We start from the raw sequence: 24929 nt of genomic DNA, 5'->3' as shown, positions 1-24929 counted from the left end.
GTCCGGAAACACAAAATCCGGCAAAGAGAAGGATTGCAAAACCGGATTGGGGTATAATTTGAATTTCCCGCACGTGCCGTTCGGCACATCTCCAGCAATGACCAAGTTTGTATTCGTTACTGGCGGCGTTGTTTCATCCCTCGGTAAAGGGATTGCAGCCGCATCTCTCGCTGCGATCCTCGAATCGCGCGGCCTCAAAGTCACCCTGATCAAGCTCGATCCCTACATCAACGTCGATCCCGGAACGATGAGCCCGTTCCAGCATGGCGAAGTTTTCGTCACGGACGACGGTGCTGAAACCGATCTCGATCTCGGCCACTATGAGCGATTCATCACCGCGAAGATGAAAAAGCTCAACAATTTCACCACCGGCCAGATCTATGAATCCGTCATCCGCAAGGAGCGTCGCGGCGAGTATCTGGGCAAGACGGTGCAGGTGATTCCGCACATCACCAATGAAATCCAGGATTACATCCATCGCGGTTCGGAAGGCTTCGATGTGGCGCTCGTGGAAATCGGCGGCACTGTCGGCGATATCGAATCGCTGCCCTTCCTGGAAGCTGCCCGCCAGCTGAGCCTGCGCGCCGGCCGCAATGCGGCTGCCTTCGTGCATCTGACGCTGGTTCCCTACATCGCCTCCGCCGGTGAACTCAAGACCAAGCCGACCCAGCACAGCGTACAGAAGCTGCGCGAGATCGGAATTTCGCCCGATGCGCTGCTGTGCCGTGCCGACCGCCGCATTCCCGACGACGAGCGTTCCAAGATTTCCCTGTTCTCCAACGTGCAGGAAGATGCCGTCATTTCGGTGTGGGACGCAGACACCATCTACAAGATCCCGCAGATGTTGCACGACCAGGGCCTGGACCGCATCGTCTGCGAGAAGCTGGCCCTCGATCCCAAGCCGGCCGATCTCTCAGTCTGGAACAAGCTCGTCTTCGCGCTTGAGCATCCGAAGGCGGAAGTGACGATCGGCATGGTCGGCAAGTACGTGGACCTGACCGAGTCGTACAAGTCCCTGACCGAGGCGCTCCGCCACGCCGGCATCCATACCGAAAGCCGCGTCAACATCGAGTACATCGACTCGGAAGAAATCGAAGAGCGCGGCACCGCTGCACTGGAAAAGTACGATGCCATCCTGGTGCCCGGCGGCTTCGGCAAGCGCGGCGTGGAAGGAAAGATTGCAGCGGCCCGCTATGCGCGCGAGAACAAGGTGCCTTATCTCGGCATCTGCCTCGGCATGCAGGTGGCGCTGATCGAATTCGCCCGCAACAAGGCCGGTCTCGCCAACTCGAACTCGACGGAATTCGACCCGAATACCGAACATCCGGTGGTTGCACTGATCACCGAGTGGCAGAACCATGACGGCAAGGTCGAGAAGCGCGACGTTAATTCCGACCTGGGCGGCACCATGCGCCTCGGCGCGCAGACCTGCGCGGTCAAGCCCGAAACCATTGCGGCCGAAATCTACGGCAGCGAAGTGACCGAGCGTCACCGCCACCGCTACGAAGCCAATAACCATTATCTTGGCCGCGTGGAAGAGGCAGGCCTGGTGGTGTCGGCCCGTACGCCGACGGAAAATCTGTGCGAGATCATGGAATTGCCGCGCGCCGGCGAGAATGCCCATCCCTGGTATGTCGGCGTTCAGTATCACCCGGAGTTCAAGTCCACTCCGCGTGACGGCCATCCCCTGTTCATCTCCTACATCAAGGCGGCGCTGGCCCGCAAGCAGGCGGCTGCGGCGCAAAGGAAGGCAGCATGAAGCTTTGCGGATTCGAGGTCGGCCTGGACCGGCCCTTCTTTCTGATTGCCGGCCCCTGCGTGATCGAGTCGGAGCAGATGGCGCTGGATACTGCCGGCCGCCTGAAGGAATTGACGTCCGAACTGGGCATTCCTTTCATCTACAAGTCGTCCTTCGACAAGGCGAACCGGTCTTCGGGCACATCGTTCCGCGGACTCGGGATGGAGAAGGGACTGGAGATCCTGGCCAAGGTCAAGCGTGAGATCGGCGTGCCGGTGCTGACCGACATTCATGAAATCGACGAGATCAAACCGGTGGCCGCAGTGGTCGATGTCCTGCAGACGCCGGCTTTCCTCTGCCGCCAGACGGATTTCATCCGCGCCTGCGCCCAGTCGGGAAAGCCTGTCAATATCAAGAAGGGCCAGTTCCTCGCACCCGGCGACATGAAAAATGTCATCGACAAGGCGCGTGCCGCGGCCGCGGAAGCCGGTCTGGATCAAGACAGCTTCATGGCTTGCGAACGGGGCGTCTCCTTCGGCTACAACAATCTTGTTTCCGACATGCGCTCACTGGCGATCATGCGCGAAACCGGTTGCCCGGTCGTGTTCGATGCCACCCACTCGGTGCAGCTGCCGGGCGGGCAGGGCACGTCGTCCGGCGGCCAGCGCGAATTCGTTCCGGTGCTCGCACGCGCTGCGGTTGCCACCGGCATCGCCGGCCTGTTCATGGAAACCCATCCGAACCCGGCGGAAGCCAAATCCGATGGACCCAACGCGGTGCCGCTCGGCCGCATGAAGGATCTGCTGTCCACGCTGACGGAGCTCGACCGCGTGGTCAAGAAGGCCGGCTTCATCGAAACCGATTTTTCTTGATCGGAATTTGCGATATGCCCGGGCGCTTCGCGCCCAGCCATGAATAATGCTGCTATCCCGGCCAGATTGCCGGGACGCAGGTATCGCGGGATGGCTTGAAAAGCATCGCATGCAATGCAGGACCATCCCCAAAGCGCAGCCTGTGCATCCAGTCGAGCCGGGAGCCGACCCGGAAAAATTTCGAATTACAACATGCAGCAAGAAGGCGCGTAAGCCGCGCCCTGATGAATTTTCATTGATTTGGGAGAATTGAATGAGTGCCATCGTAGACATCATCGGCCGCGAAGTGATCGATTCGCGCGGCAACCCCACCGTCGAGTGCGACGTCCTGCTGGAATCCGGCGTCATGGGCCGCGCGGCCGTGCCGTCGGGCGCGTCGACCGGTTCGCGTGAAGCCATCGAGCTGCGCGACGGCGACAAGAGCCGCTACTTCGGCAAGGGCGTGCTCAAGGCCTGCGAAAACATCAATACCGAAATCTCCGAAGCCATCATGGGCCTCGACGCCAATGAGCAGGCTTTCCTCGACCGTACCCTGATCGACCTCGACGGCACCGAAAACAAGGCCCGCCTCGGCGCCAATGCCACGCTCGCCGTCTCCATGGCCGTGGCCAAGGCCGCTGCCGAAGAGTCCGGCCTGCCGCTGTACCGCTACTTCGGCGGTTCGGCTGCGATGCAGATGCCGGTACCGATGATGAACGTCATCAACGGCGGCGCGCACGCCGACAACAATCTCGACCTGCAGGAATTCATGATCATCCCGGTGGGCGCGCCTTCCTTCCGCGAAGCGATCCGCTATGGCGCCGAGGTGTTCCACACCCTCAAGAAGATCCTGCACGACAAGAACCTGACCACGGCGGTCGGCGACGAAGGCGGTTTCGCGCCGTCGGTCGACAACCATGAAGCCGCGATCAAGCTGATCCTGCAGGCCATCGAGCAGGCCGGCTACGAGCCGGGCACGCAGATCGCGCTGGGCCTGGACTGCGCCGCCTCCGAGTTCTACAAGGACGGCAAGTACCAGCTGCACGGCGAAGGCCTGTCGCTGTCGTCGGCCGACTTCACCAACCTGCTGGCGACCTGGTGCGACAAGTACCCGATCATCTCGATCGAAGACGGCATGGCCGAGAACGACTGGGAAGGCTGGGCGACGCTGACCAACGCGCTGGGCAAGAAGGTGCAGCTGGTGGGCGACGACCTGTTCGTCACCAACACCCGCATCCTGCGCGAAGGCATCCAGAAGAACATCGCCAACTCGATCCTGATCAAGATCAACCAGATCGGCACGCTGACCGAGACGTTTGCCGCCATCGAGATGGCCAAGCGCGCCGGCTATACGGCCGTGATCTCGCACCGCTCGGGCGAGACCGAAGACGCAACGATTGCCGACATTGCCGTCGGTACCAATGCGCTGCAGATCAAGACCGGCTCGATGTCGCGCTCGGACCGCATGGCCAAGTACAACCAGCTGCTGCGCATCGAGGAAGATCTCGGCGATATCGCCAGCTACCCTGGCCGTGGTGCTTTCTATAACCTGCGTTGATAATTCGACCATCAACGTAGCGGCCAAGCAGCATACGCTTGGCACCGGCGCAAAAAATTGGGGGCTCAGGCCCCCAATTTTTTAAGTACACCACTAGAATGTCGGCATGCGTCTAATAACCCTCAGTCTTGTCGCTCTGCTGTTCCTGATCCAGTTGCCTTTGTGGCTGGGGAAGGGTGGCTGGCTGCGCGTATGGGATCTCGACAAGCAGGTCGTCGCTGCGCAGAAAAAGAACGAAGAACTCAAGGCACGCAATGCCAAGCTCAGCTCCGAGGTGCAGGATCTGCGGGACGGCACGGGCGCGGTGGAAGAGCGCGCGCGCTATGAATTGGGCATGATTCGCGACGGAGAAATCTTCGTTCAGATTCTCGACCCGAACGCACAGCCTCCGGCTACGCCTGCCGATCCCAAGCTGCAGCGGCCTGATTGATTGCCTGTTGCGCTCGCGCCGGCAGGCGGACGCATTCGCAGCATCCGCAACTCGGCGATCCAGCCGGAATCTCCTTCTGACGATTCCCGGTTCATCAGGAAGGGATCCATGAGGGCATCCCTCTCAATATCTACCCCGATCTCCAGAGCCGTATAAACCGCTTAATGCCTCGCACTGCCCGCAGGCTGGATGGCGTCGCCGGTATGTTCAGTGGCAAACAGCTGCGCGCAGTCGACCTTATCGAACTCGTAATGCTGGCCGCAGAAATCGCAATTGATCGCCAGCTTGCCCAGGTCGGCGAGTGCGGAATCGATTTCTTCCTTGCCCAGCATTTTCAGCATGTTGCCCACTTTTTCGCGGTTGCAGCTGCAGTGGAAACTCGGATGCCGGGGTTCGAACACGCGGATCGTCTCTTCCCAGAACAGGCGCCGCATCAGCGTCGCGATGTCGGTCTCTAGCATTTCTTCCCGTTTCAGAGTCGATGCGAGGATCACGGTATGGTTCCAGGCTTCGGTGGCATCAACTTCCGTTCCGGTGCCGCCTTCGCCCGGCAGCTTCTGCAGCAGCAGGCCGCGGGCGACCTGCTGGTCTGCCGCCAGCCACAGCTTGGTGTCGAGCTGTTCCGAGCGCAGCATGTAGTTTTCAATGACGACCGCCACCGAATCGCCGTCCAGCGGCACGATGCCCTGGTAGGCTTGCTGGCCGGGCAGCTTGTCCTTGGGGTCGAGCGTAATGACGAAGCGGCCCTGGCCGTGCGCATTGACCAGCTCCCGCAGGCCGGCGTCATCCGGAATGCTGACGTTGTCGGCCAGCTTGGCGGTGGCGCGGATGCGCAGGTCGGAGTCGCACTCGACTACCAGGAGGGGCACCGGGCCATCGCCATGCATCTGCATGATAAGCATGCCGTTGAACTTCAGGTTCGCCGACAGCAGCGCGGCCGAAGCCATCAATTCTCCAAGCAGGTTGCTCACCGCGAGCGGATACGTTTTGCGCGCCAGCACCTGGCGCCAGGCATCGGAGATCTCGACAAGCTCGCCGCGTACCGAAGCATTCTCAAAAATAAATCGCTGCAATGTATCCATCATTAACCAATTCTCTTTAATTCTTTCTTGAAAAGCTGACCGCGCTTTACGTAGTTGCCGGTGTTTCTGTGCATGCGCGCGATGTCTTCCTCGGTCAGGGTGCGCGCCACCTTGGCAGGGGAGCCGATGATCAGGGAATTGTCCGGAAACTCTTTCCCTTCCGTAACGAGCGCGCCGGCACCGACCAGGCAATTCTTGCCAATCCTGGCGCCGTTTAGCACGACCGCCTGGATGCCGACCAGCGAACCTTCACCGATCGTGCAGCCATGCAGCATCGCCTGGTGCCCCACGGTCACGTTTTTCTCCACGGTAAGCAGATAGCCGGGGTCGGTATGGAGGATGCAGCCTTCCTGGACATTGCTGTTTTCTCCAATCGTGATCAGCTCGTTGTCGCCGCGTATCGTGACATCGAACCAGACGCTCGCGTTGGCTTCGATCTTCACTTTGCCGATTACGTTCGCGGTCTCGGCGACATAGGACGAGGAATCGATCTGCGGAGCGTGTTCGCCCAGTTGGTAGATGGCCATGGAATTTTTCGTAGAATGTGGGGTTTGGTCGAACCGACATTTTAACGCCGCTTGCATGAACCCATCATCCGCCCAGAATCTTGCCGTCCCGAAGGATTTGCGCCGCGCCGCGCTGCATTGGCTGCAGGAGACCGATGCGCATGTCAAGGCGCAGGGCGTCAGATCGCTTGCACTGGCCTGGACGGAAGGCGGCATGGCGCTCGATGCGGATAACCATCTCGACCCTGAAGGCGGCATACCGGGACGGCCGTCGAAACCGGAGCTTGTCGCGCCGCTGGCGGTAAAGCACCGCTCGATGCGCACCGTGGAAGGCAGGTCGGCGCTGATCCACGCGCTTGCCCATATCGAATTCAACGCCATCAACCTGGCGCTCGATGCCCTCTGGCGCTTTCCCGGCATGCCGGCGGACTACTATGCCGACTGGCTGCAGGTGGCATCGGAAGAGGCATTGCACTATTCGCTGCTGGCCGCGCATCTCGCCACGCTGGGTTATGCCTATGGCGATTTCTCCGCGCACAACAGCCTGTGGGACATGGCGGAGAAGACCAGTGGCGATGTGCTTGCCCGCATGGCGCTCGTGCCGAGAACGCTGGAAGCGCGCGGCCTCGATGCATCGCCGGCCGTGCGCGCAAAGCTGGCGCAGGCCGGGGATGACGCGGCCGCCGCCATTCTGGACATCATCCTGCGCGACGAGATCGGACATGTCGCCATCGGCAACAAATGGTATGCATGGCTTTGCTGCGGACGTGGCCTTGATCCGATCGCGGCATATGCAGACCTCGCATTGCAGTACAAGGCGCCGCCGCTGCGAGGGCCTTTCAATCTCGAAGCGCGCAGGGCAGCCGGATTTACCGATGCCGAACTCGCCGCGCTGAAGTTGCCGTTGGCGACCTGAGCCGGGCAACAGCACGTTCCGTTGACCGTCTCTATCCGCTTGTGTCGGCGCTGCGGTACGCCATGTCAAAAAAGGAAACTAACGCGTTGCCATGCAGTCTCTGGATATGGACGGTCGACAAGGGATGCGATGCAAGGAATTTCTGCAGCACATGACAATAAGAAAAACCATCTTCTTGCAGGCCGCATATATCTGATTTCCTTACTGCAAGGGAGTATGTCATGTTCGTTCGTTCCAGACTCACGTCCGTCGCGCTTGCCTCGATACTGGTTGCGGGCTTGTCCGCATGCCAGAAACAGGAGAATGCAGCAGATGGAAAAGGACCGGCCGAGCGCGCCGGCCAGCAGATCGACCAGGCTGCGAAACGCGCCGGCGAAGAGCTGAACAAGGTCGCCGAGAAGGCCGGCAAGGGCTTGCAGGAAGCCGGCGCCAAGCTGGAAGACAAGGCTCAGGAAGCACAGAAGAAAGAATAGCGTGTGGTTGGTCCGCACGCACGTTGCCTTTCCGGCGGCAAAGCCCGGCGCCTTGTCGCCGACACTCTTTTACGTGCAATCCTGCGGGCATGAATATCGATGGGCGGGCCGCAAAGGCGCTTTCACCACCCGCATTTCCCAGGCAATCGAGGGTGCGAACACTACGCACCCGTCCAGCCCCTGATTTCCCTTCTTGCCTGCGGAACGCGCCCACGGCGCTTTGCTGAAGGCCATGGGCCGATATGGCGGCAGCCTTACTCAAGCAGCGCTGCTGCGCTCCTGCTCCATCAGGCGCAGCACGCGGCGCTGCACCTTGCCGGTGGTGGTCATTGGCAGCTCGTTGATGAATTCGATTTCCTTCGGATATTCATACGGCGCCAGCTTGCCGCGCACATGTTCCTGCAGTTCGGCGATCAGGCGCGCGTCGTTCTCGGGCGTTCGAGACGTATCCGGCGTCAGCACGATGAAGGCCTTCACGACATTGCCCCTTTCCCTGTCCGGCTTGGGCACGACCGCCACATTGGCCACGGCGGGATGCTTGACCAGGCAATTCTCGATTTCCGAAGGGCCGATGCGGTAGCCGGCTGCCTTGAACATGTCGTCGGCGCGGCCCTGGTACCAGAGATAGCCGTCCTCGTCGACGGAGGCAAGATCGCCGGTGCGGCACCAGTCGCCGGTATATTTGTTGCGGGTCGCCTCCGGGTTCTTCCAGTAGCCGATGAAGAAGATCGGGTCGGGATCGCCATGGATATCGGTCCGGTTGAGCGCGACTTCCCCGGTCTTTCCGGCTTTCACCGGTTTCCCCTCGTCATCGATCACGGCAACCCGGTGGCCGGGGTAGGGGCGTCCCATGCTGCCCGGTTTGGCCGGCCAGCGCTGGGCGCTGTTGCCGACGATGTAGTTCATCTCGGTCTGGCCGAACATTTCATTCGGCGTGACGCCCAATGCGGACTGGCACCAGTTGAAAACCGCGTCTCCCACCGCTTCTCCGGCGCTCATGATGGCGCGCAGCTTCAGCGAATAGTGCCGGCGCGGCTCCGGGAACGCCTTCATCATCATCTTCAATGCCGTGGGAAAGAGGAAGGTGTTGGTGACGCCGTATTTCTGCAGAAGGTTAAAGGCGGTCTCCGCCGAAAACCTGCCGCGGTAGCCGACGATGGGCATGCCGAAGTAGAGGCTGGGCAGCAGGGCATCCATCAAGCCGCCGGTCCAGGCCCAGTCGGCGGGCGACCAGAAGACATCGCCCGGCTGGGGAAACCAGTTCTGCGAAGCGACGAAGCCGGTCAGGTTGCCGATGATGGCGGAATGCGGAATCAGCGCGCCCTTCGGTGCGCCGGTAGTGCCGCTGGTATAGATCAGCACCGCGGGATCGGTCGCTGCGGTTTTTTCGGGAGTAAGCCGATCGTCGGCGCCGGCCAGTTCCGTGCGCCAGTCGAGCACGCTGGAGTCGGGAAATTCGGCGCAATCGACCCCGATCACATGCTTGAGCGCTGGACAATTCCCGCGCGTTTCACGGAGGTTCTGCAAGCCCGCCTGATCCACAATCGCAACTGCGGCATCGCTGTGCTGCAGGCGGTATTCCAGCGCTTCCGGACCGAACAGGATGGAAAGCGGCATGGCGATTGCGCCGAGACGGTAGCAGGCCATGTGGGCCACCGCGGTTTCGGGGCGCTGGGGCAGCACGATGGCGACGCAGTCCCCCTTGCCGACGCCGAGTGCGCGCAGCCGGTTCGCCAGGCGGTTGGCATCGTCATGCAGCTGCCGGTAGGTCACCGTGGCGGTCTGCCCGGCGTCGTCCTCATAGTGGATCGCAATGCGCGTTTCGTCCTCCGCCCAGCGCGCGCAGCACAGCTCCGCAATGTTCAATTGCTCCGGTACGTGCCAGCGGAACTGCGTATAGAGCTCGTCGTAAAGATCAACCTGCGCTTTTTGTTGTGATTGAGCCATGAAGTCTCCGGTATAATTATCGAACGATCGTGCTTTTAATGCTGTCCTGACACATTATTATGCCTTCAACAGCCGTACTTTCCATTGATTCCACTGCAGCCGGTGCATCGCCATGAAAACTTCCCGTTCCGAATTCATCCCCGTCCGCGGTCTTCAATACCATGTCAGGCATTGGGGCGACGAGGGCGCGCCCAAGCTCTTCATGGTGCACGGCTGGATGGACGTGTCGGCATCCTTCCAGTTCGTCGTCGATTGCCTCAAGCGCGACTGGCATGTGATCGCACCCGACTGGCGCGGGTTCGGTCAGACCAGGGCGCCGGGTGCCGACTGCTACTGGTTCCCGGATTACATGGCCGATCTCGATGCCATTCTCGCGCATTACTCGCCGGACCAGCCGGTCGATCTGCTGGGCCACAGCATGGGCGGCAACGTCGTGATGCTGTATGCGGGCTCGCGGCCGGCCCGCATCCGCAGGCTGATCAATCTGGAAGGCTTCGGGCTCCCGTCTACCAAGCCGGAGCAGGCGCCGGGGCGCTATTCCAAATGGCTGGACGAACTGCGCGAGCCGCCGCGCATGCGCAGCTATCCGTCCAGAGCCGAGGTGGCGGCGCGCCTGCAGAAGACCAATGCCCGTCTGAGCGATGATCGTGCCGAATTCCTGTCGCGCCACTGGGCGGAGCAGAATGCGAGCGGCGAGTGGGAGATTCTCGGCGATCCGGCGCACAAGCTGGTCAGCCCCATCCTGTACCGGGTGGAAGAAGTCCTTGCATGCTGGCAGGCGATTTCCGCGCAGGTGCTCTGGGTCGAAGCCGACGACACGGAAGCATGGCGCTGGATGGGGCCGAAGGAAACCGCGCGTCTCGAAATCGACCGCCGCATCAAGTTCATTCCCCAAGTAACGACGGCGACCATCAGGGATGCCGGGCATATGCTGCATCATGACCAGCCCGAGGAACTTGCTGCGCTGATTGAAGGATTCTTGCAAGAGTGACAGCGGTTCGTGCCAGGATTCTGGCCGGATTCTTCTTGTCTTCTGCGTTATGTCGGCGCAGCGGCGGCCTGCTTCGGCGTACAATGATTCCAGTCCAGCGCATACTTAACGATTCCCATGCTTAACGTCGATCTCCATTGCCATTCCAACGTCTCCGACGGTGCCCTGAGGCCGGCCGAAGTTGCAGCGCGTGCGCGCGCAAACGGCGTCGATGTCTGGGCCCTGACCGATCATGACGAAATAGACGGCATCCCGGAGGCAAGGGAGGCGGCGCATGCGCTCGGCATGCATTACGTGACCGGCGTCGAGATTTCGGTCACCTGGGCGGCGCAGACGATTCACATCGTCGGCCTGCAGTTCGACGAGAACAACGAGGAGTTGAAGCAGGGTCTGATCCGCACCCGTTCCGGACGCGAGCATCGTGCCCGCGAGATGGCGGAGCAGCTTGCCCAGGTCGGCATTCCGAACGCTTTCGAAGGTGCGCTCAAGCACGTCGGCAATCCCGACCTGATTTCGCGTACGCATTTCGCACGCTATATCATCGAACTCGGCGTCTGCAAGGACGTGAGTGAAGTCTTCAGCAATTATCTGATCGAAGGCAAGCCGGGATACGTGCCGCATCGCTGGGCGACGCTCAAGGATGCCGTCAGCTGGATCCGCGGCGCGGGCGGCATCGCCGTCGTGGCCCACCCCGGCCGCTACGATCTGGGCGACCTCGCGCTCGACGCTTTCCTCGGCGAATTCAAGCGTTACGGCGGTGCAGGCGTGGAAGTCGTGACGGGCAGCCATACGCCCGACGAATTTGGCCAGTACGCCGTCGTGGCGAAGCAGTACGGCCTGCTGGCCTCGCGCGGTTCGGATTTCCACGCCCCGGGAGAGTCCCATACCGAACTCGGCGGACTGCCGCCGCTGCCGCCGTCGCTCACGCCGGTATGGCACGACTGGCGCCTGGGATAATCCAGGCACCTCCCGGACAATTCCCCGCAAAGCGCCTGACGCAGCATTCTTCCGCGCAGAACTTTCCCGCCTGCATGAGTCGGGAATGACTTTATGGCATCATGTCGCCTCTTGATTTTCGAGGGCAGGTACCTACATAGTTCCCGCGTCTTCGCGTCTATCTGGAGCAGTCTAATGAAAAGAATATTCCTGTTCATCGCAACCAATCTCGCCGTCATGCTGGTCATGTCGGTCGTGCTGTCGCTGCTCGGGGTGAACCGCTACCTCACCGGCAGCGGCCTGAATCTGGGCAGCCTGATGGCGTACTCGCTGGTCGTTGGCTTTACCGGCGCCATCATCTCGCTGCTGATGAGCAAGCCGATGGCGAAATGGTCGACCGGTGCGCATGTGATCGAGTCGCCGTCGTCGTCGACGGAACTGTGGCTGGTGGATACCGTCAAGCGCCTGTCGGACCGCGCCGGCATCGCCATGCCGGAAGTGGCCATCTACGAGGGCGAGCCCAATGCATTCGCAACCGGCGCCTTCAAGAATTCGGCTCTGGTCGCGGTATCGACCGGTTTGCTGGAAGGCATGACCAAGGATGAAGTCGAGGCGGTTCTCGGTCACGAGATCGCCCACGTTGCCAACGGCGACATGGTGACCCTGACTTTGATCCAGGGCGTCGTGAATACCTTCGTGGTGTTCCTGGCGCGGGTGGTCGGCTACTTGATCGACAAGGCCGTGTTCCGCAACAGCGACGACCGCGGTCCGGGCATCGGCTACATGGTCACGGTTTTCGTCTGCGAAATTCTGTTCGGCATTCTGGCTTCGATCATTGTCGCCTGGTTCTCGCGCTACCGCGAATTTCGTGCCGACGCCGGATCGGCAAAGCTGCTCGGCTCGCCGCAGCCCATGGTCAAGGCACTTGCCCGCCTCGGCGGACTCGAACCCGCAGACACCCTGCCGCAGAATTTCCGTTCCTTCGGCATCAATGGCGGCGGTTCCAGCTTTGCAGCGCTGTTCTCGAGCCATCCGCCCATCGAGCAGCGCATTGCCGCGTTACGCAGCGCGCAGTAACCACTTCAATTACGGTAACGGCGGTCCGATAGACCGCCGTTGTTTTTTATGAGCCAATTTTTTCAGATCCATCCCGAAAACCCCCAGCTCCGCCTGATCAAGCAGGCGGTGCAGATCATCCATGGCGGCGGCATCGTGGCGCTGCCTACCGACTCCTGTTATGCGCTGGTCTGCCAGCTCGACAACAAGGCGGCGGTGGACCGCCTGCGGCGCATTCGCGGCGTTGACGACAAACATCACCTGACGCTGCTGTGCCGCGACCTGAGCGAGATCGCGCAGTACGCCCGGGTCGACAACCGCCAGTATCGAATGCTCAAGTCGGCGACGCCGGGGCCGTTCACCGTCATCCTCGAAGCGACCAAGGAAGTGCCGCGACGCCTCAGCCATCCTTCGCGCAAGACCATCGGCCTGCGCGTGCCGGAAAATGCGATTGCTTGTGCAGTCCTGGAAGAGCTGGGGCAGCCCCTGCTGGGCACGACCCTGATCCTGCCCGACGACGAACACCCTCTCACAGATCCCGAAGAAGTGCGCGATCGTCTCGAGCGCCAGATCGAACTCGTCATCGATGGCGGCGCATGTAGCCTCGAACCCACTACCGTGATCGACCTGACGGAAGAAGAGCCGCAGCTGATCCGCCAGGGAAGGGGAGATCCGGCTGTTTTCGGTTTGTAAAATTTCATGCGTTGCGCGAACGGCCGACGGCGGCTTGCCGTCGGATGAACGAACGTGTCTCGCTCCAGGCAATGCAAGACAGACGAAGGCTGTTCTTTCCGGTCTTCATCGACCCCTCTGTTAAAATCCCTCCATGGAAGACCTTATTCAGACAATTGCCGTTTATGCATTGCCGGTGCTGTTTGCCATTACGCTGCATGAAGCCGCGCATGCCTACGCCGCCCGCTATCTCGGCGATTCGACCGCCTACATGCAGGGGCGCATGAGCCTGAATCCGATCAGGCACATCGATCCCTTCGGCACCATCATCATCCCCATCCTGCTCTATGTGGGAACCTCCGGCAATTTTCTGTTCGGCTATGCAAAGCCGGTGCCGGTGGACTACGGCAATCTGCGCAAACCCAAGCGCGACATGGCATGGGTCGCGCTCGCCGGTCCTGCCTCCAACTTCTTCATGGCTTTCCTGTGGCTCGTTTTCGCGATTATTCTCAGCGTGGCGGGGATCGGCGAAGAGTTTTTCATGCGCATGGCGCAGGCGGGCATTCTCACCAACCTGGTGATGTTTGCATTCAATCTGTTCCCCATACCGCCGCTGGACGGGGGCAGGGTGCTTACCAGCCTCTTGCCGAACAAGTATGCTTACAGGTTCGCGCAGATCGAGCCTTACGGCTTCTTCATCGTCATGGCGCTTGTTCTGTTCAAGGTCCTGTATTTCTGGATGGTGCCGGTAATGACTGCGGCCCATTCGCTGCTGCAACTGATCGCTACTCCTCTTAAATTCCTTCTTTAAGCTCAACACTATGTATCCCGACCGCGTTGTTTCCGGCATGCGTCCGACTGGGGCGATGCACCTTGGCCATTATCACGGTGCCCTAAAGAACTGGGTCAAGATGCAATCCGAGTTGCCTTGCCTGTTCTTTGTCGCCGACTGGCATGCGCTGACAACCCATTACGACGATCCGAGCATCATCGAAACCAGTACCTGGGACATGCTGATCGACTGGCTGGCGGCGGGAGTCGATCCGGCGCAGGCCACGTTGTTCATCCAGTCGAAAGTGCCGGAACACGCCGAGCTGCACCTGCTGCTGTCGATGGCGACGCCGCTCGGCTGGCTCGAGCGCGTGCCGACCTACAAGGACCAGCAGGAAAAACTGGCGGACCGCGACCTCGCGACCTATGGCTTCCTCGGCTATCCGCTGCTGCAGGCGGCCGATGTGCTGATTTACCGCGCGAGCCTGGTTCCGGTCGGCGAAGACCAGGTGCCGCACATTGAAATGATGCGCGAGCTGGCACGCCGCTTCAATCATCTCTATGGCAAGGAAAAGGGCTTCGAGGAAAAGGCGCAGGAAGCCATCAAGAAGCTCGGCAGCAAGCGCGCGCGCATCTACACCGAGCTGCGCACCGACTACCAGCAGCAGGGCAATGCGGATGCGCTGGAGCAGGCCAAGGCCATGCTGGATGAAGCCCAGAATCTGTCGATGATTGATCGCGAGCGTCTGTTCGGCTATCTTGAAGGCAGCCGCAAGCTCATCCTGGTCGAACCCCAGGCGCGTCTCACCGAGGATTCGCGGCTACCCGGCCTGGACGGCCAGAAAATGTCCAAGAGCTACGGCAACTCCATCACGCTGCGCGAGGACAAGGAATCCGTTACCAAGAAGATCCGCACCATGCCGACCGATCCCGCGCGCGTACGCCGCACCGATCCGGGCGAGCCGGAAAAGTGCCCGGTGTGGCAATTGCACAAGGTCTATTCCGACGAAGAAACCAAGGATTGGGTCGTCAAGGGTTGCCGTTCCGCAGGCATCGGCTGCATCGAGTGCAAGCAGCCCGTCGTCGACGGCGTGCTGAAGGAGCAGGAGCCCATGCGCGAGCGCGCGCAGAAGTATCTCGACGATCCGTCGCTGGTCCGCGCCATCGTCGCCGATGGCTGCGACAAGGCACGCAAGCTCGCGCAGGAAACCATGCGCGATGTGCGCGAAGCCATGGGTCTGGGCTACAACTCGCTCTGAGAGCGGCATTGAGCGGTCACCCGTACGCAAGCATGAAACCACATCTGCCGACGGCTCTCGCTTCCCCATGGGTGGAGCGGTTTGCGCCGCTGATTCCTCCGGGTGAAATACTCGATCTCGCCTGCGGAAGCGGCCGGCATGCGCGGCGGTTGGCAGGAGAAGGGCATCCGGTTCTGGCAGTGGACAGGGACCCCGAATCGCTGTCCGCTGCGGCGGGCCCCTTCATTACCACCCTGCAGATGGACCTGGAGGCGCATGCTCCGGACGAACCGCCGCATTGGACGTTCGATGAAAACCGCTTTGCCGGCATCGTGGTAACCAACTACCTGCACCGTCCGCTGCTCCCTTGTCTCTTCGCAAGTCTTGCACCTTCCGGAGTGCTGCTCTACGAGACCTTCTCTCAAGGAAATGGGCAGTTCGGCAAGCCTTCCAATCCCGCGTTCCTGCTGCAGCCGGGTGAATTGCTGCAGTTCGCAATGCGCTTTGCCGACCGCGGCGCGCGTGTCGTGGCGTACGAGGACGGTTATGCCGGCACGCCCAAGCCCGCGATGATTCAGCGGCTTTGCCTGATCAAGGGCAATGCCGCATCCGGACCCCAAGGACTACGGCTCTTTTGAGTTGCCGTCCCGCGAGATTGACCACAGGAGCGGGCTATCCGCTACAATCAGCTTTTTTCTATTCTTACCGAATAACATCATGATCCAGGGCAGCGTAGTCGCAATCGTCACCCCCATGCACGCAGACGGCAGTATTGATATGCCGGGCCTGCGGAAACTGATCGACTGGCATATCGCCGAAGGCACAGACGGCATCGTCATCGTGGGCACCACGGGTGAGTCTCCAACCGTATCGGTGGAAGAGCACTGCGAACTGATCAAGGTCGCTGTCGAACATGCGGCGAAGCGCATCCCCATCATCGCCGGCACCGGCGGCAATTCCACCACCGAAGCGATCGAACTGACCCAGTATGCGAAGTCCGTCGGCGCCGATGCATCGCTGCTGGTTGTCCCCTATTACAACCGTCCGACGCAGGAAGGCATGTACCGGCATTTCAGGAAGATCGCCGAGTCGGTCGACCTGCCGGCAATCCTCTACAACGTCCCCGGCCGCACGGTGGCGGATATGTCCAACGACACCATCCTGCGCCTCGCCCAAGTTCCGGGCATCATCGGCGTCAAGGACGCGACGGGCAACATCGGCCGCGGCTCCGACCTGATCCGCCTCGCACCCGAATCCTTCGCCGTCTATTCCGGCGACGATCCGACCGCGATGGCATTGATGTTCTGCGGCGGTAAGGGCAATATCTCGGTAACGGCCAACGTCGCGCCGAAGGCAATGCACGAACTCTGCGTCGCCGCAATGAGCGGACGCGTCAAGGAAGCAGTGGCCATCAATAACCGCATGCTTCCCCTGCACAACAAGCTCTTTGTCGAGCCCAATCCGGTTCCGGTCAAATGGGCGCTGGCACAGATGGGCATGATGCCCGACGGCATCCGTTTGCCTCTCGCTCCACTTGCTTCCGAATATCATGAAGTCGTGAAAGCTGCGCTGCGCGAGGCCGGTGTATTACAATAAGCGCCGCTTGTTGCCTCGCAGATAAACACATCACCTTTCCAGCATCGACATGACTATTCGCAAGCACTCTTACATGGCCCAACGCGGACTCCTCTATGCATTGGCACTGACCGGCATGGTGGGTTGCAGTTCGATCGGCAATCTCCTCGAACCCGACCGTGTGGAGTACAAGAGCGCGGGAAAGGCTCCTTCTCTCGAAATTCCGCCTGACCTGACCCAGCTCCAGCGCGAGAATCGTTATTCGATCCCGGAAGCAAACCGCGGCACGGCGACGGCGTCTGGCTATACGATGCAGCAGACCGCCCGTCCGACCACGACGACAACGGTAGCGCCGACGCCTTCGGCAGACATGCGCATCGAGCGGGCCGGAAGCCAGCGCTGGCTCGTCGTCAAGCAGTCGCCGGAAGTGCTGTGGCCGCAGATCAAGGACTTCTGGCAGGACTCCGGCTTCCTGCTGGTGCAGGAAACGCCGCAGGCCGGCATCATGGAAACCGACTGGGCGGAAAACCGCGCGAAGATTCCGCAGGACTTCATCCGCAATGCCTTGGGCAAGGCGCTGGATTCGCTGTATTCCACCGGCGAGCGTGACAAGTTCCGTACGCGTCTGGAACGCGCTCCGGACGGCTCCACCGAAATCTACATCAGCCACCGCGGCATGCAGGAAGTGCTGGTAGGGACGCAGAAGGAATCGACCACATGGACACCGCGTCCGGCCGATCCGGAACTGGAAGCCGAATTCCTGTCGCGTCTGATGTCGCGTATCGGTTCCGAAGAAGTAAAGGCCAAGGCAGTCGTTGCCAACGCCATTGCCCAACCGTCGCGCGCCAAGCTGGTCAAGGGAACGAACGGCGGCTATGTCGAGGTGGACGAGAGCTTCGACCGCGCCTGGCGCCGCGTCGGCCTGGCGCTGGACCGCGTCGGTTTCACCGTCGAAGACCGCGACCGTACCCAGGGCCTGTATTTCGTGCGCTATGTCGATCCCGATGCCGACCAGAAGCAGAATGACAAGAGCTTCTTCTCGAAACTGTTCACCTTCGGATCGAGCAGCGATAAAGCCAAGACGGCACCGCGCTACCGCGTGTCGGTCAAGGGTGCCGGCACCAGCAGCCAGGTGGCCGTGCTGAACAACGAAGGAAAGCCGGAAACTTCCCAGACCGCCGACCGCATCCTGTCGCTGCTGAATGAGCAACTGAAGTAATCAACCAAGTTTTGTCTTTTGAAGTTTGCAAGTCTAGGTAGTGGCAGTGAAGGCAATGCACTGCTGATCTCAACCACAGCCGGCATGACGAATACCACGGTCATGCTGGACTGTGGCTTCAATATCAAGGAAACCGAGCGAAGGCTGCTTCGCCTCGGCTTGTCGCCAAGTCATCTCTCCGGCATCGTGGTGACCCACGAGCATCAGGATCATGTCGGGGGCGCCCTCAAGTTTGCACGCCGTCATCGCCTTCCGGTCTGGATGTCCTACGGAACCTATCAGGCGGTTCGCAAGGATTGCGATGGTGTCGCCTTCCATTTTTGCCGGGACGGCGAGCCTCTTAATATCGGCCAGCTCGAACTGACACCCTACACGGTGCCCCATGACGCACGCGAGCCGGTGCAATACGTGATCAGGGACGACCGTTTCAAGCTGGGTGTGCTCACCGACGCAGGGCAGTCGACCCCACATCTCACGCGCAGCCTGAGCGGCTGCGACGCCTTGGTCCTGGAGTGCAATCATGATCGCGAGATGCTCGCGAATTCAGCTTATCCGCCATCGCTGCGAAGCAGGATAGGCGGCGCCTACGGCCATCTTTCCAACGATACGACTGCGGAGATTCTGGCATCTCTCGACCGGTCGCGGTTGAAGGTCGTCATCGGCGCGCATCTCAGCCAGCAGAACAATACTCCGGAACTGGCGCGGGCTGCCTTGAGCAGCGTCGTTCAGCATGAAGCTGCACGCGTATTGATTGCCTGCCAGGCCGAGGGATTCGACTGGATAACGATCGAGGGGTAGGTTTCAATGCGGTGATGGCAGCCATGCCATCATGGAGCGGAAATTAATTTCAGCGCATGAAATAAAAAAGCCGACCAGAGGTCGGCTTTTTTGCAAGCAATCAGAGATTACTTGGAAGCGGCAGCGCCAGCAGCTGCGGAGTCGCCGGAAGCGGCGGGAGCAGCGGCAGCCGGAGCAGCAGCGGAATCAGTAGCAGCAGGAGCGGCCGGAGCAGCAGCTGTGGAGTCAGTAGCAGCGGGAGCAGCCGGTGCAGCAGCAGGAGCTTCAGCAGCGGGAGCAGCCGGTGCAGCAGCAGGAGCTTCAGCAGCCGGTGCTGCGGGAGCAGCAGCTTCTTCTTTCTTACCGCAAGCAGCCAGAGCAACAGCCAGCAGGGAGGCGATCAGCAGAGTCTTTTTCATGAAAATTTCCCTTAAAAAATAAATTTATTATCAAACTATATTGCGATGAATAATTACCGGTAATTATCGCTCGGTAGGTGTTTTCCACCGTGCCGCACAATTGTTGCATTGCACCGTTTGAAAACTTCCTAACTCGCAATTATAGCGTTTTTTGCGCACCACAGCAGAGCCGAATTACCTTTTAGTAAGTCTGTTGTAAGCAAATGTAATGCTTGCGAAGAGGCATCATGCCGGCAGAAGCCAACCATCGATGTACCAGACATGGAGTGCTTCCCTCATGTCGTCGGAGGCGTTCTTTATGCTCTCTCCATCGAGCATGCGGGTATCAGCCAGCAGCGCAAGCAGTTTGCGGTCTGACGCTCCTGCAGCAAAGGATTCCCCGTTGATGAAGACATGTTTGCCCTTGTAAAGCATGCGTGTCTTGCGCGACAGTTTGATGCCCCGTTTTTCGGCGCTGGCGATGAAGCGCGTGAGGTTCGCCGGTCGTTCGACCGTGTCGAAAAACACGTTCGGTTTGGGCTCCGAGAGGTACTCGCCAAGAAAAACCGCAACGTCCTCCCTGGTAAACCGAACCTTGTCGAGTTCGGTTGCAATGCGGTCGAGCATGGCATTTCCGATTTCCGCCGGCTTGCGTGTCGGAGCAAGTTCAGGGTCGGCGTAGCGGCCTGGCAAATCGATGGTATCGGCCATGAACTGCAGGAAGGCTTCCCCCAGCTCCTGGTATGACGGGGCACGGAAACCGATGGAATACGTCATGCATTCGCCCTCGGCAACGCCGTCATGCGCATAATGCGGCGGCAGGTAGAGCATGTCGCCCGGTTCGAGGACATACTCCTCCTCTACCTGAAAATTCTTCAGGATCTTGAGCGGCATGCCTTCCTGCAGAGTCAGGTCTTTTTGCGAGCTGATGCTCCAGCGCCTGCGTCCGTGAGCCTGCAACAAAAAGACATCGTAGGAATCGAAGTGAGGACCGACGCCGCCGCCGTCGGTCGCATAGCTGATCATCAGATCATCGAGACGGGCATCGGGGATGAAACGGAATTTCTGCAGCAATGCATCGGCGGCATCGTCATGCAGATTGACGCCTTGCACCAGCATGGTCCATGCCTTCTGGCTGAACGAGGGAAGTGCTTTTGCGGGTCCGTTCTGCATCTGCCATTTGCCCTTGGCGCGCGTGATCAGACGCGATTCCACGTCGTCGTTGGCGGCGAGGGTGCAAAGGGCGTCGCGTGAGAGAAGGGGCTGGAAACCGGGAATCGCCTGGCGTATCAGAAGCGGCTTCTTGTGCCAGTAGTCACGCAGAAATGCTTGCGGTGTCAGTCCACCGAGAATGCTTTGGGTCTTCATGTCCGTATTATATAGGCATGGCAATTGCTAACCGGCGGTTATAATCCGCCCACCATTTCAATGAAAGGAAGCGTCATGAAGATTGCCAAGGATACGGTAGTGACCGTGCACTACACACTTTCAGATGCGCAAGGCAATCTGATTGAAGAAAGCCAGGAGCCGATGGTGTACCTGCATGGCGGCTACGAGAATACGCTTCCCAAGATCGAAGAAGCCCTGGACGGCAAGGACCCGGGTTATGAAACGACGATACAGGTCGAGCCGGAAGATGCCTTCGGCGATTACGATCCCAACCTGATCAAGATCGAGCCCCGCAACCGCTTGCCGGAACCGGTTGAAGTCGGCATGCAGTTCGAAGGCTCGCCGGACAGTGCAGGCGAGGGCGACGAGTCGCTGATCTTCACCGTGACCGATATCGCCGAAGACAAGGTGGTGTTGGACGGCAATCATCCTCTGGCGGGCATTGCGCTGCGCTTCGCCCTGCGCGTCGCGGAAGTGCGCGCCGCCAGTGCGGAAGAAGTGTCGCATGGCCATGTGCACGGACCTCACGGTCACGGCGAGGGACACGATAACGACGATTTCGAAGGCGACGAGGGAGACCACTTCCGCAGCCACCCCATCCATTGATGACGGCATCAGGGCGTTCTACTGCAGAGCGCCCGATCCTTCGGCGATTCCCCTCAGCCGTGAATCGCCGGCGCGCAACATCACCGCGTTTCCGACGACAGGGTGACGGGACTGCGCCGCGGCGCGGCATCCACGGTGAAGACTTCACTGCCGGATTGCCCGACCGTGAGCTTGATCCATCCCGACGTCACGCTCAATTCTCCAAGATTGCCCTGCCAGCGTATCGATCCCGGTCCCTGTGCCGACTGTCCGGCGGCCTGGCCATGAATCAGTAGAACCCTGCCTGCAAACTTCTCTGACAGGCTTTGAATGAGTTTTCTGGTCTCCATGTATCCGTCGCGCCTGACGGCTTTCGATACCGGCGGCGCAAGAGGATTGCCGTCGCTGAACAGCACGATGCCGTCGAGCCGGCGGCGCGTCGCATAACTGAATATCCGGTGAATCCAATCCCGATTCGCTACGAGCCGGTCTTCGAATTCGCTGTTGCGTCCGGCATCGATCACATAATGATTGTTGTTGCGGGGCAGATTCAAGGTGGCGAACATGATGTCGCCGACCTCCCAGCGGGCGTTTTCCGAGAAATCGCGGAACTTGGCGATGGTCGATTGCCTCACGAGAGGAATCTTCGTGGCGCCCGCCGAAAACTCATCCGCAAAGAACAGGTCGCGCAGGAAGTTCAGCTTGATGACTGCGGATGACTTGCCGCCGGCGTTGCGGCATTCGGCCCAATCGCTTGCGGTCAGCGATACGATGAGGCCGTTCTTCGATTCCTCGAGCAAGGCCTTTCTGCGCTTGTAGACCGCATCCGTGCACGGCTCGTTGCCGGCCTTGACACCGTTGGCGACCACGAATGCAAGACTGTCGGCATCGGTCATCTCGATGGCCTCGCGCAAGGCGGGATCGTCGCCCCGGCCTTTGAGAACGTTGGCGATCACGCCGAAGCTGAATTCCTGGTCGTCGGCCGCGCATACGCCGCTGCAAAGCAGCAGGCAAAGCGCAAGCCAGCAGGTCGCTTTCCTTGTCATTTGCCTTCGGCCAGACTTTTCAGGCGATACAGCGCGTCGAGCGCTTCGCGCGGCGTCATGGCGTCGGGGTCGGTGGCGGCAAGCGCCTCCAGGAGCGCCTCGGCCGCGGCTGATTGCTGCGGCTCATCGTCGGGTTCCTCCGGTGTCGTCATTGCATTCGCAAACAGGTCAAACTGCGGCGTGGGCTGGATGGAATGCGCTTCGAGCGCGGCCAGATGCTTTCGCGCAGCCTTGATGACCGCCTGCGGCACGCCGGCAAGCTGCGCCACCTGAAGACCGTAGCTTTGCGACGCCGGCCCCGCCTGCACCGCATGAAGGAAGACAATGCTGTCCTTGTGCTCTACCGCCGACAGGTGGACATTGGCCGCGGCAGGATAGCTCTCGGGCAGCTGGGTCAGCTCGAAGTAATGCGTGGCGAACAGGGTAAAGCTGCGCGTCGTCTCGATCAGGTGGCGCGCGATCGCCCATGCCAATGCAAGGCCGTCGAAGGTCGATGTGCCGCGTCCCACTTCGTCCATCAGCACCAGGGAGTGTTCGGTAGCATTGTTCAGTATCGCCGCCGACTCCGTCATCTCCACCATGAAGGTGGAGCGGCCGCCGGCGAGATCGTCGGCCGCGCCGATGCGGGTGAAGATGCGGTCGATGGGTCCGATTACTGCCTGAGTCGCCGGGACGAAACTGCCGACGTAAGCCAGCAGGGTGATCAGCGCCACCTGCCGCATGAACGTGGACTTGCCGCCCATGTTGGGGCCGGTGATCAGCAGCAGCTTGCGTTCATTGCCGAGTTCGCAGTCGTTGGCGATGAAGCGCTCGATCTGGTTTTCGACAACCGGATGCCGTCCCTGCTCGATGAAGATGCGCGGCTCGGCGACGAGCTGCGGTGCGCACCAGTTGTTGCGCATCGCGTGATCGGCGAGGGCGACCAGCGTGTCCAGCTGTGCCAGGGACTGCGCAATCGATTGCAGCGTGCCGATGAACGGCGTCAGGCCGTTGAGCACCTGTTCGTAGAGATATTTCTCGCGGCCGAGCGCGCGTTCCTGCGCGGACAGCGCCTTGTCTTCGAACGCCTTCAGTTCCGGCGTGATGTAGCGCTCCGCATTTTTCAAGGTCTGGCGGCGGCGGTAGTCGTCCGGCACCTTGTCGGTCTGTCCGTGCGTGACCTCGATGTAGAAGCCGTGCACCTTGTTGTATTCGACCCGCAGATTGGCAATGCCGGTGCGGGCGCGCTCGCGCGTTTCCAGGTCGACCAGGAACTGGCCTGCGTTTTCAGAGAGTGCGCGCAGCTCGTCGAGCTCTCCGTCGAAGCCGCGCGCGATCACGCCGCCGTCGCGCACCAGCGCAGCAGGTTCGAGGGCGATGGCGCGCTCTAGCAGATCGAGGCATTCCGCCGGCGTGGCCAGCGCTTCGTGGATTTGCTGCAGCAGCGGCGCGTCGGCATCGCGGTTGCACATGGCGACATAGGCGCGCAGCGACGGCAGCTGCTGCAAGCCGCTGCGCAGGCCGGCCAGGTCGCGCGGACGGGCTGAAAACAGCGCAACCCGCGTGGTGATGCGTTCGATGTCGGGCACGGCCGCCAGCGTGGCCGAGAGGCCGGAAGACGCATCGGCGCGCATCAGCGCATTGATGGCCGCATGCCTTGCACGCGCGATGTCCTGATTGCGCCGGGCATGATGCAGCCAGTGGCGCAGCATGCGTGATCCCATCGCGGTGCGGCAGTGGTCCAGCAGGGAAAAGAGGGTGGGAGAGGAGGACTCGTCCTGGCCGCGAAGAGTTTCCGTAAGTTCCAGGTTCCTGCGCGTTGCGGCATCGAGGCCGATGTACTCGTTCTCGGCTTCGACGGCGAGCATGCGTACATGCTGCAGACCCTTGCCCTGAGTCGATTGCGCATAGCGAAGCAGCGCACCTGCGGCGCCGACGGCAGCGCCGAGATTTTCCGCGCCGAAGCCGGTCAGCGTGGAGACGCCGAGTTGTTCCAGCAAGGCCGTCTTTCCGCTGGCTGCATCGAAGTGCCATTGCGGTACGGACGTGAATTTGCCGGTGCCGAATTGCAGCTGCATCAATTCCGACTGATCCGCAATCAGGATTTCTGCCGGGGCGATGCGTTCCAGCTCCTGCTTGAGCCTGGCGTCGAAGGCCCGCGTATCTCCTGAAAACTCCATCAGCTTCAATGCACCGCTGGCCATCGAGAGCCAGGCAAGCCCGATCGTGACGGTCTTGCGCTGGCTCTGCACGCACAAGGCAAGAAGGGGCCGTTCGGATTTTTCCGGCAGCAGATCGGAGTCGGTCAGCGTGCCTGGGGTGATGACGCGCACGACCTTGCGCTCCACTGGTCCCTTGCTGGTCGCCGGATCGCCGATCTGTTCGCAGATGGCAACCGATTCACCGAGCTTGATCAGTTTGGCGAGATACTGCTCCATCGAGTGGAAGGGTACGCCTGCCATCTTGACCGGATTGCCGTTGGAGGAGCCGCGCTGTGTGAGCGTGATGCCCAGCATGCGCGCGGATTTTTCCGCATCGTCGAAAAACAGCTCGTAGAAATCCCCCATGCGGTAGAACACGAGGGTGTCCGGATAGTCCGCCTTGATGCGCAGGTACTGCTGCATCATCGGAGTATGTTTTTCCAGCATTTGATCGATTCGGACGGGTGATCCGGCATCTGCGGCGGGAGCAGAAACAAAAGCCATTCCAGTCTTTCTTTTCAGGCAAACAATAGTCTGCCATTTTAATGCCGGGAGCGGGCCTGGATCAAAGGGACGTCAAAGAGAGGTTCGAGCG

The 24929-nt window shown here is 60.6% G+C and carries 24 protein-coding genes; 17 read left to right on the top strand and 7 right to left on the bottom strand.

The annotated features are described in order from the left end of the window. The first annotated feature begins 97 nt into the window (after positions 1-97). From pyrG to ftsB, 4 genes are all read left to right on the top strand, one after another. Positions 98-1759 (top strand): CTP synthase, encoded by a 1662-nt coding sequence (pyrG, locus tag IGW03_RS06200; RefSeq protein ID WP_194721624.1) that lies wholly within the window; start codon positions 98-100, stop codon positions 1757-1759. Next, a complete protein-coding gene (gene kdsA / locus IGW03_RS06195; protein ID WP_194721623.1) occupies positions 1756-2610 on the top strand; it encodes a 3-deoxy-8-phosphooctulonate synthase in 855 nt (284 codons plus the stop codon). The genes pyrG and kdsA overlap by 4 nt, the downstream gene beginning before the upstream one ends. A gap of 253 nt (positions 2611-2863) precedes the next feature. After that, entirely contained in the window at positions 2864-4147 is a 1284-nt protein-coding gene (eno, locus tag IGW03_RS06190; RefSeq protein ID WP_194721622.1) for a phosphopyruvate hydratase, read from the top strand. 106 nt (positions 4148-4253) lie between these two features. Beyond that, a complete protein-coding gene (ftsB, locus tag IGW03_RS06185; protein WP_194721621.1) occupies positions 4254-4577 on the top strand; it encodes a cell division protein FtsB in 324 nt (107 codons plus the stop codon). 161 nt (positions 4578-4738) lie between these two features. On the opposite strand, the gene hslO is transcribed toward ftsB, so the two are convergent. Both hslO and IGW03_RS06175 read right to left on the bottom strand, forming a co-directional pair. Next, the gene (gene hslO / locus IGW03_RS06180; RefSeq protein ID WP_194721620.1) at positions 4739-5662 is read right to left on the bottom strand and encodes an Hsp33 family molecular chaperone HslO; all 924 of its coding nucleotides are present in this window, start codon (positions 5660-5662) and stop codon (positions 4739-4741) included. Continuing rightward, a complete protein-coding gene (locus IGW03_RS06175) occupies positions 5662-6186 on the bottom strand; it encodes a gamma carbonic anhydrase family protein (protein WP_194721619.1) in 525 nt (174 codons plus the stop codon). The genes hslO and IGW03_RS06175 overlap by 1 nt, the downstream gene beginning before the upstream one ends. Before the next feature lie 55 nt (positions 6187-6241). Between IGW03_RS06175 and IGW03_RS06170 the strand changes: the two genes are divergently transcribed. Further along, positions 6242-7081 (top strand): ferritin-like domain-containing protein, encoded by an 840-nt coding sequence (locus tag IGW03_RS06170; protein WP_194721618.1) that lies wholly within the window; start codon positions 6242-6244, stop codon positions 7079-7081. A gap of 221 nt (positions 7082-7302) precedes the next feature. Further along, positions 7303-7554, top strand: coding sequence for a hypothetical protein (locus IGW03_RS06165; RefSeq protein WP_194721617.1), 252 nt, complete (start codon positions 7303-7305; stop codon positions 7552-7554). Positions 7555-7812: 258 nt separating this feature from the next. Here the strand turns inward: IGW03_RS06165 and IGW03_RS06160 are convergent, their stop codons facing one another. Further along, on the bottom strand, positions 7813-9501 hold the full coding sequence (locus IGW03_RS06160; RefSeq protein WP_194721616.1) for an acetate--CoA ligase: 1689 nt from the start codon (positions 9499-9501) through the stop codon (positions 7813-7815). Between the two features lie 112 nt (positions 9502-9613). Here IGW03_RS06160 and IGW03_RS06155 point away from each other — a divergent pair, with 112 nt between their 5' ends. The 10 genes from IGW03_RS06155 (at position 9614) to IGW03_RS06110 (ending at position 18757) form a co-directional block, all read left to right on the top strand. Further along, entirely contained in the window at positions 9614-10492 is an 879-nt protein-coding gene (locus IGW03_RS06155; protein ID WP_194721615.1) for an alpha/beta fold hydrolase, read from the top strand. Positions 10493-10609: 117 nt separating this feature from the next. Then, entirely contained in the window at positions 10610-11449 is an 840-nt protein-coding gene (locus IGW03_RS06150; protein ID WP_194721614.1) for a 3',5'-nucleoside bisphosphate phosphatase, read from the top strand. Positions 11450-11623: 174 nt separating this feature from the next. Next, positions 11624-12505: a protease HtpX gene (gene htpX, locus IGW03_RS06145; protein ID WP_194721613.1), complete on the top strand. Its 882-nt coding sequence runs from the start codon at positions 11624-11626 to the stop codon at positions 12503-12505. Positions 12506-12553: 48 nt separating this feature from the next. Next, on the top strand, positions 12554-13177 hold the full coding sequence (locus IGW03_RS06140; RefSeq protein WP_194721612.1) for an L-threonylcarbamoyladenylate synthase: 624 nt from the start codon (positions 12554-12556) through the stop codon (positions 13175-13177). Between the two features lie 133 nt (positions 13178-13310). After that, on the top strand, positions 13311-13967 hold the full coding sequence (locus IGW03_RS06135; RefSeq protein WP_194721611.1) for a site-2 protease family protein: 657 nt from the start codon (positions 13311-13313) through the stop codon (positions 13965-13967). A gap of 10 nt (positions 13968-13977) precedes the next feature. Beyond that, the gene (locus tag IGW03_RS06130; protein WP_194721610.1) at positions 13978-15186 is read left to right on the top strand and encodes a tryptophan--tRNA ligase; all 1209 of its coding nucleotides are present in this window, start codon (positions 13978-13980) and stop codon (positions 15184-15186) included. 32 nt (positions 15187-15218) lie between these two features. Beyond that, positions 15219-15803: a class I SAM-dependent methyltransferase gene (locus IGW03_RS06125; protein ID WP_194721609.1), complete on the top strand. Its 585-nt coding sequence runs from the start codon at positions 15219-15221 to the stop codon at positions 15801-15803. 79 nt (positions 15804-15882) lie between these two features. Then, positions 15883-16761 carry a 4-hydroxy-tetrahydrodipicolinate synthase gene (gene dapA / locus IGW03_RS06120; RefSeq protein ID WP_194721608.1) on the top strand — a complete coding sequence of 293 codons (879 nt, stop codon included), beginning with the start codon at positions 15883-15885 and terminating at the stop codon, positions 16759-16761. Between the two features lie 73 nt (positions 16762-16834). Continuing rightward, the gene (gene bamC, locus IGW03_RS06115) at positions 16835-17959 is read left to right on the top strand and encodes an NlpB/DapX family lipoprotein (protein ID WP_228535087.1); all 1125 of its coding nucleotides are present in this window, start codon (positions 16835-16837) and stop codon (positions 17957-17959) included. Between the two features lie 18 nt (positions 17960-17977). Continuing rightward, positions 17978-18757 carry an MBL fold metallo-hydrolase gene (locus tag IGW03_RS06110; protein ID WP_194721606.1) on the top strand — a complete coding sequence of 260 codons (780 nt, stop codon included), beginning with the start codon at positions 17978-17980 and terminating at the stop codon, positions 18755-18757. 100 nt (positions 18758-18857) lie between these two features. Here the strand turns inward: IGW03_RS06110 and IGW03_RS06105 are convergent, their stop codons facing one another. Then, positions 18858-19118 (bottom strand): hypothetical protein, encoded by a 261-nt coding sequence (locus tag IGW03_RS06105; protein WP_194721605.1) that lies wholly within the window; start codon positions 19116-19118, stop codon positions 18858-18860. A gap of 262 nt (positions 19119-19380) precedes the next feature. Continuing rightward, complete coding sequence (locus IGW03_RS06100; protein ID WP_194721604.1) at positions 19381-20502, bottom strand: cupin domain-containing protein; 1122 nt, start codon at positions 20500-20502, stop codon at positions 19381-19383. A gap of 75 nt (positions 20503-20577) precedes the next feature. Between IGW03_RS06100 and IGW03_RS06095 the strand changes: the two genes are divergently transcribed. After that, complete coding sequence (locus tag IGW03_RS06095) at positions 20578-21129, top strand: FKBP-type peptidyl-prolyl cis-trans isomerase (RefSeq protein WP_194721603.1); 552 nt, start codon at positions 20578-20580, stop codon at positions 21127-21129. Positions 21130-21209: 80 nt separating this feature from the next. On the opposite strand, the gene IGW03_RS06090 is transcribed toward IGW03_RS06095, so the two are convergent. Then, a complete protein-coding gene (locus IGW03_RS06090; protein WP_194721602.1) occupies positions 21210-22154 on the bottom strand; it encodes a hypothetical protein in 945 nt (314 codons plus the stop codon). Beyond that, complete coding sequence (gene mutS / locus IGW03_RS06085; protein ID WP_194721601.1) at positions 22151-24760, bottom strand: DNA mismatch repair protein MutS; 2610 nt, start codon at positions 24758-24760, stop codon at positions 22151-22153. The genes IGW03_RS06090 and mutS overlap by 4 nt, the downstream gene beginning before the upstream one ends. Positions 24761-24929 lie beyond the last annotated feature (169 nt).

This window comes from Noviherbaspirillum malthae, assembly GCF_015352985.1.
GTDB classification, from domain to species: domain Bacteria; phylum Pseudomonadota; class Gammaproteobacteria; order Burkholderiales; family Burkholderiaceae_D; genus Noviherbaspirillum; species Noviherbaspirillum malthae.
This window is presented reverse-complemented; position numbering and strand designations above follow the sequence as displayed.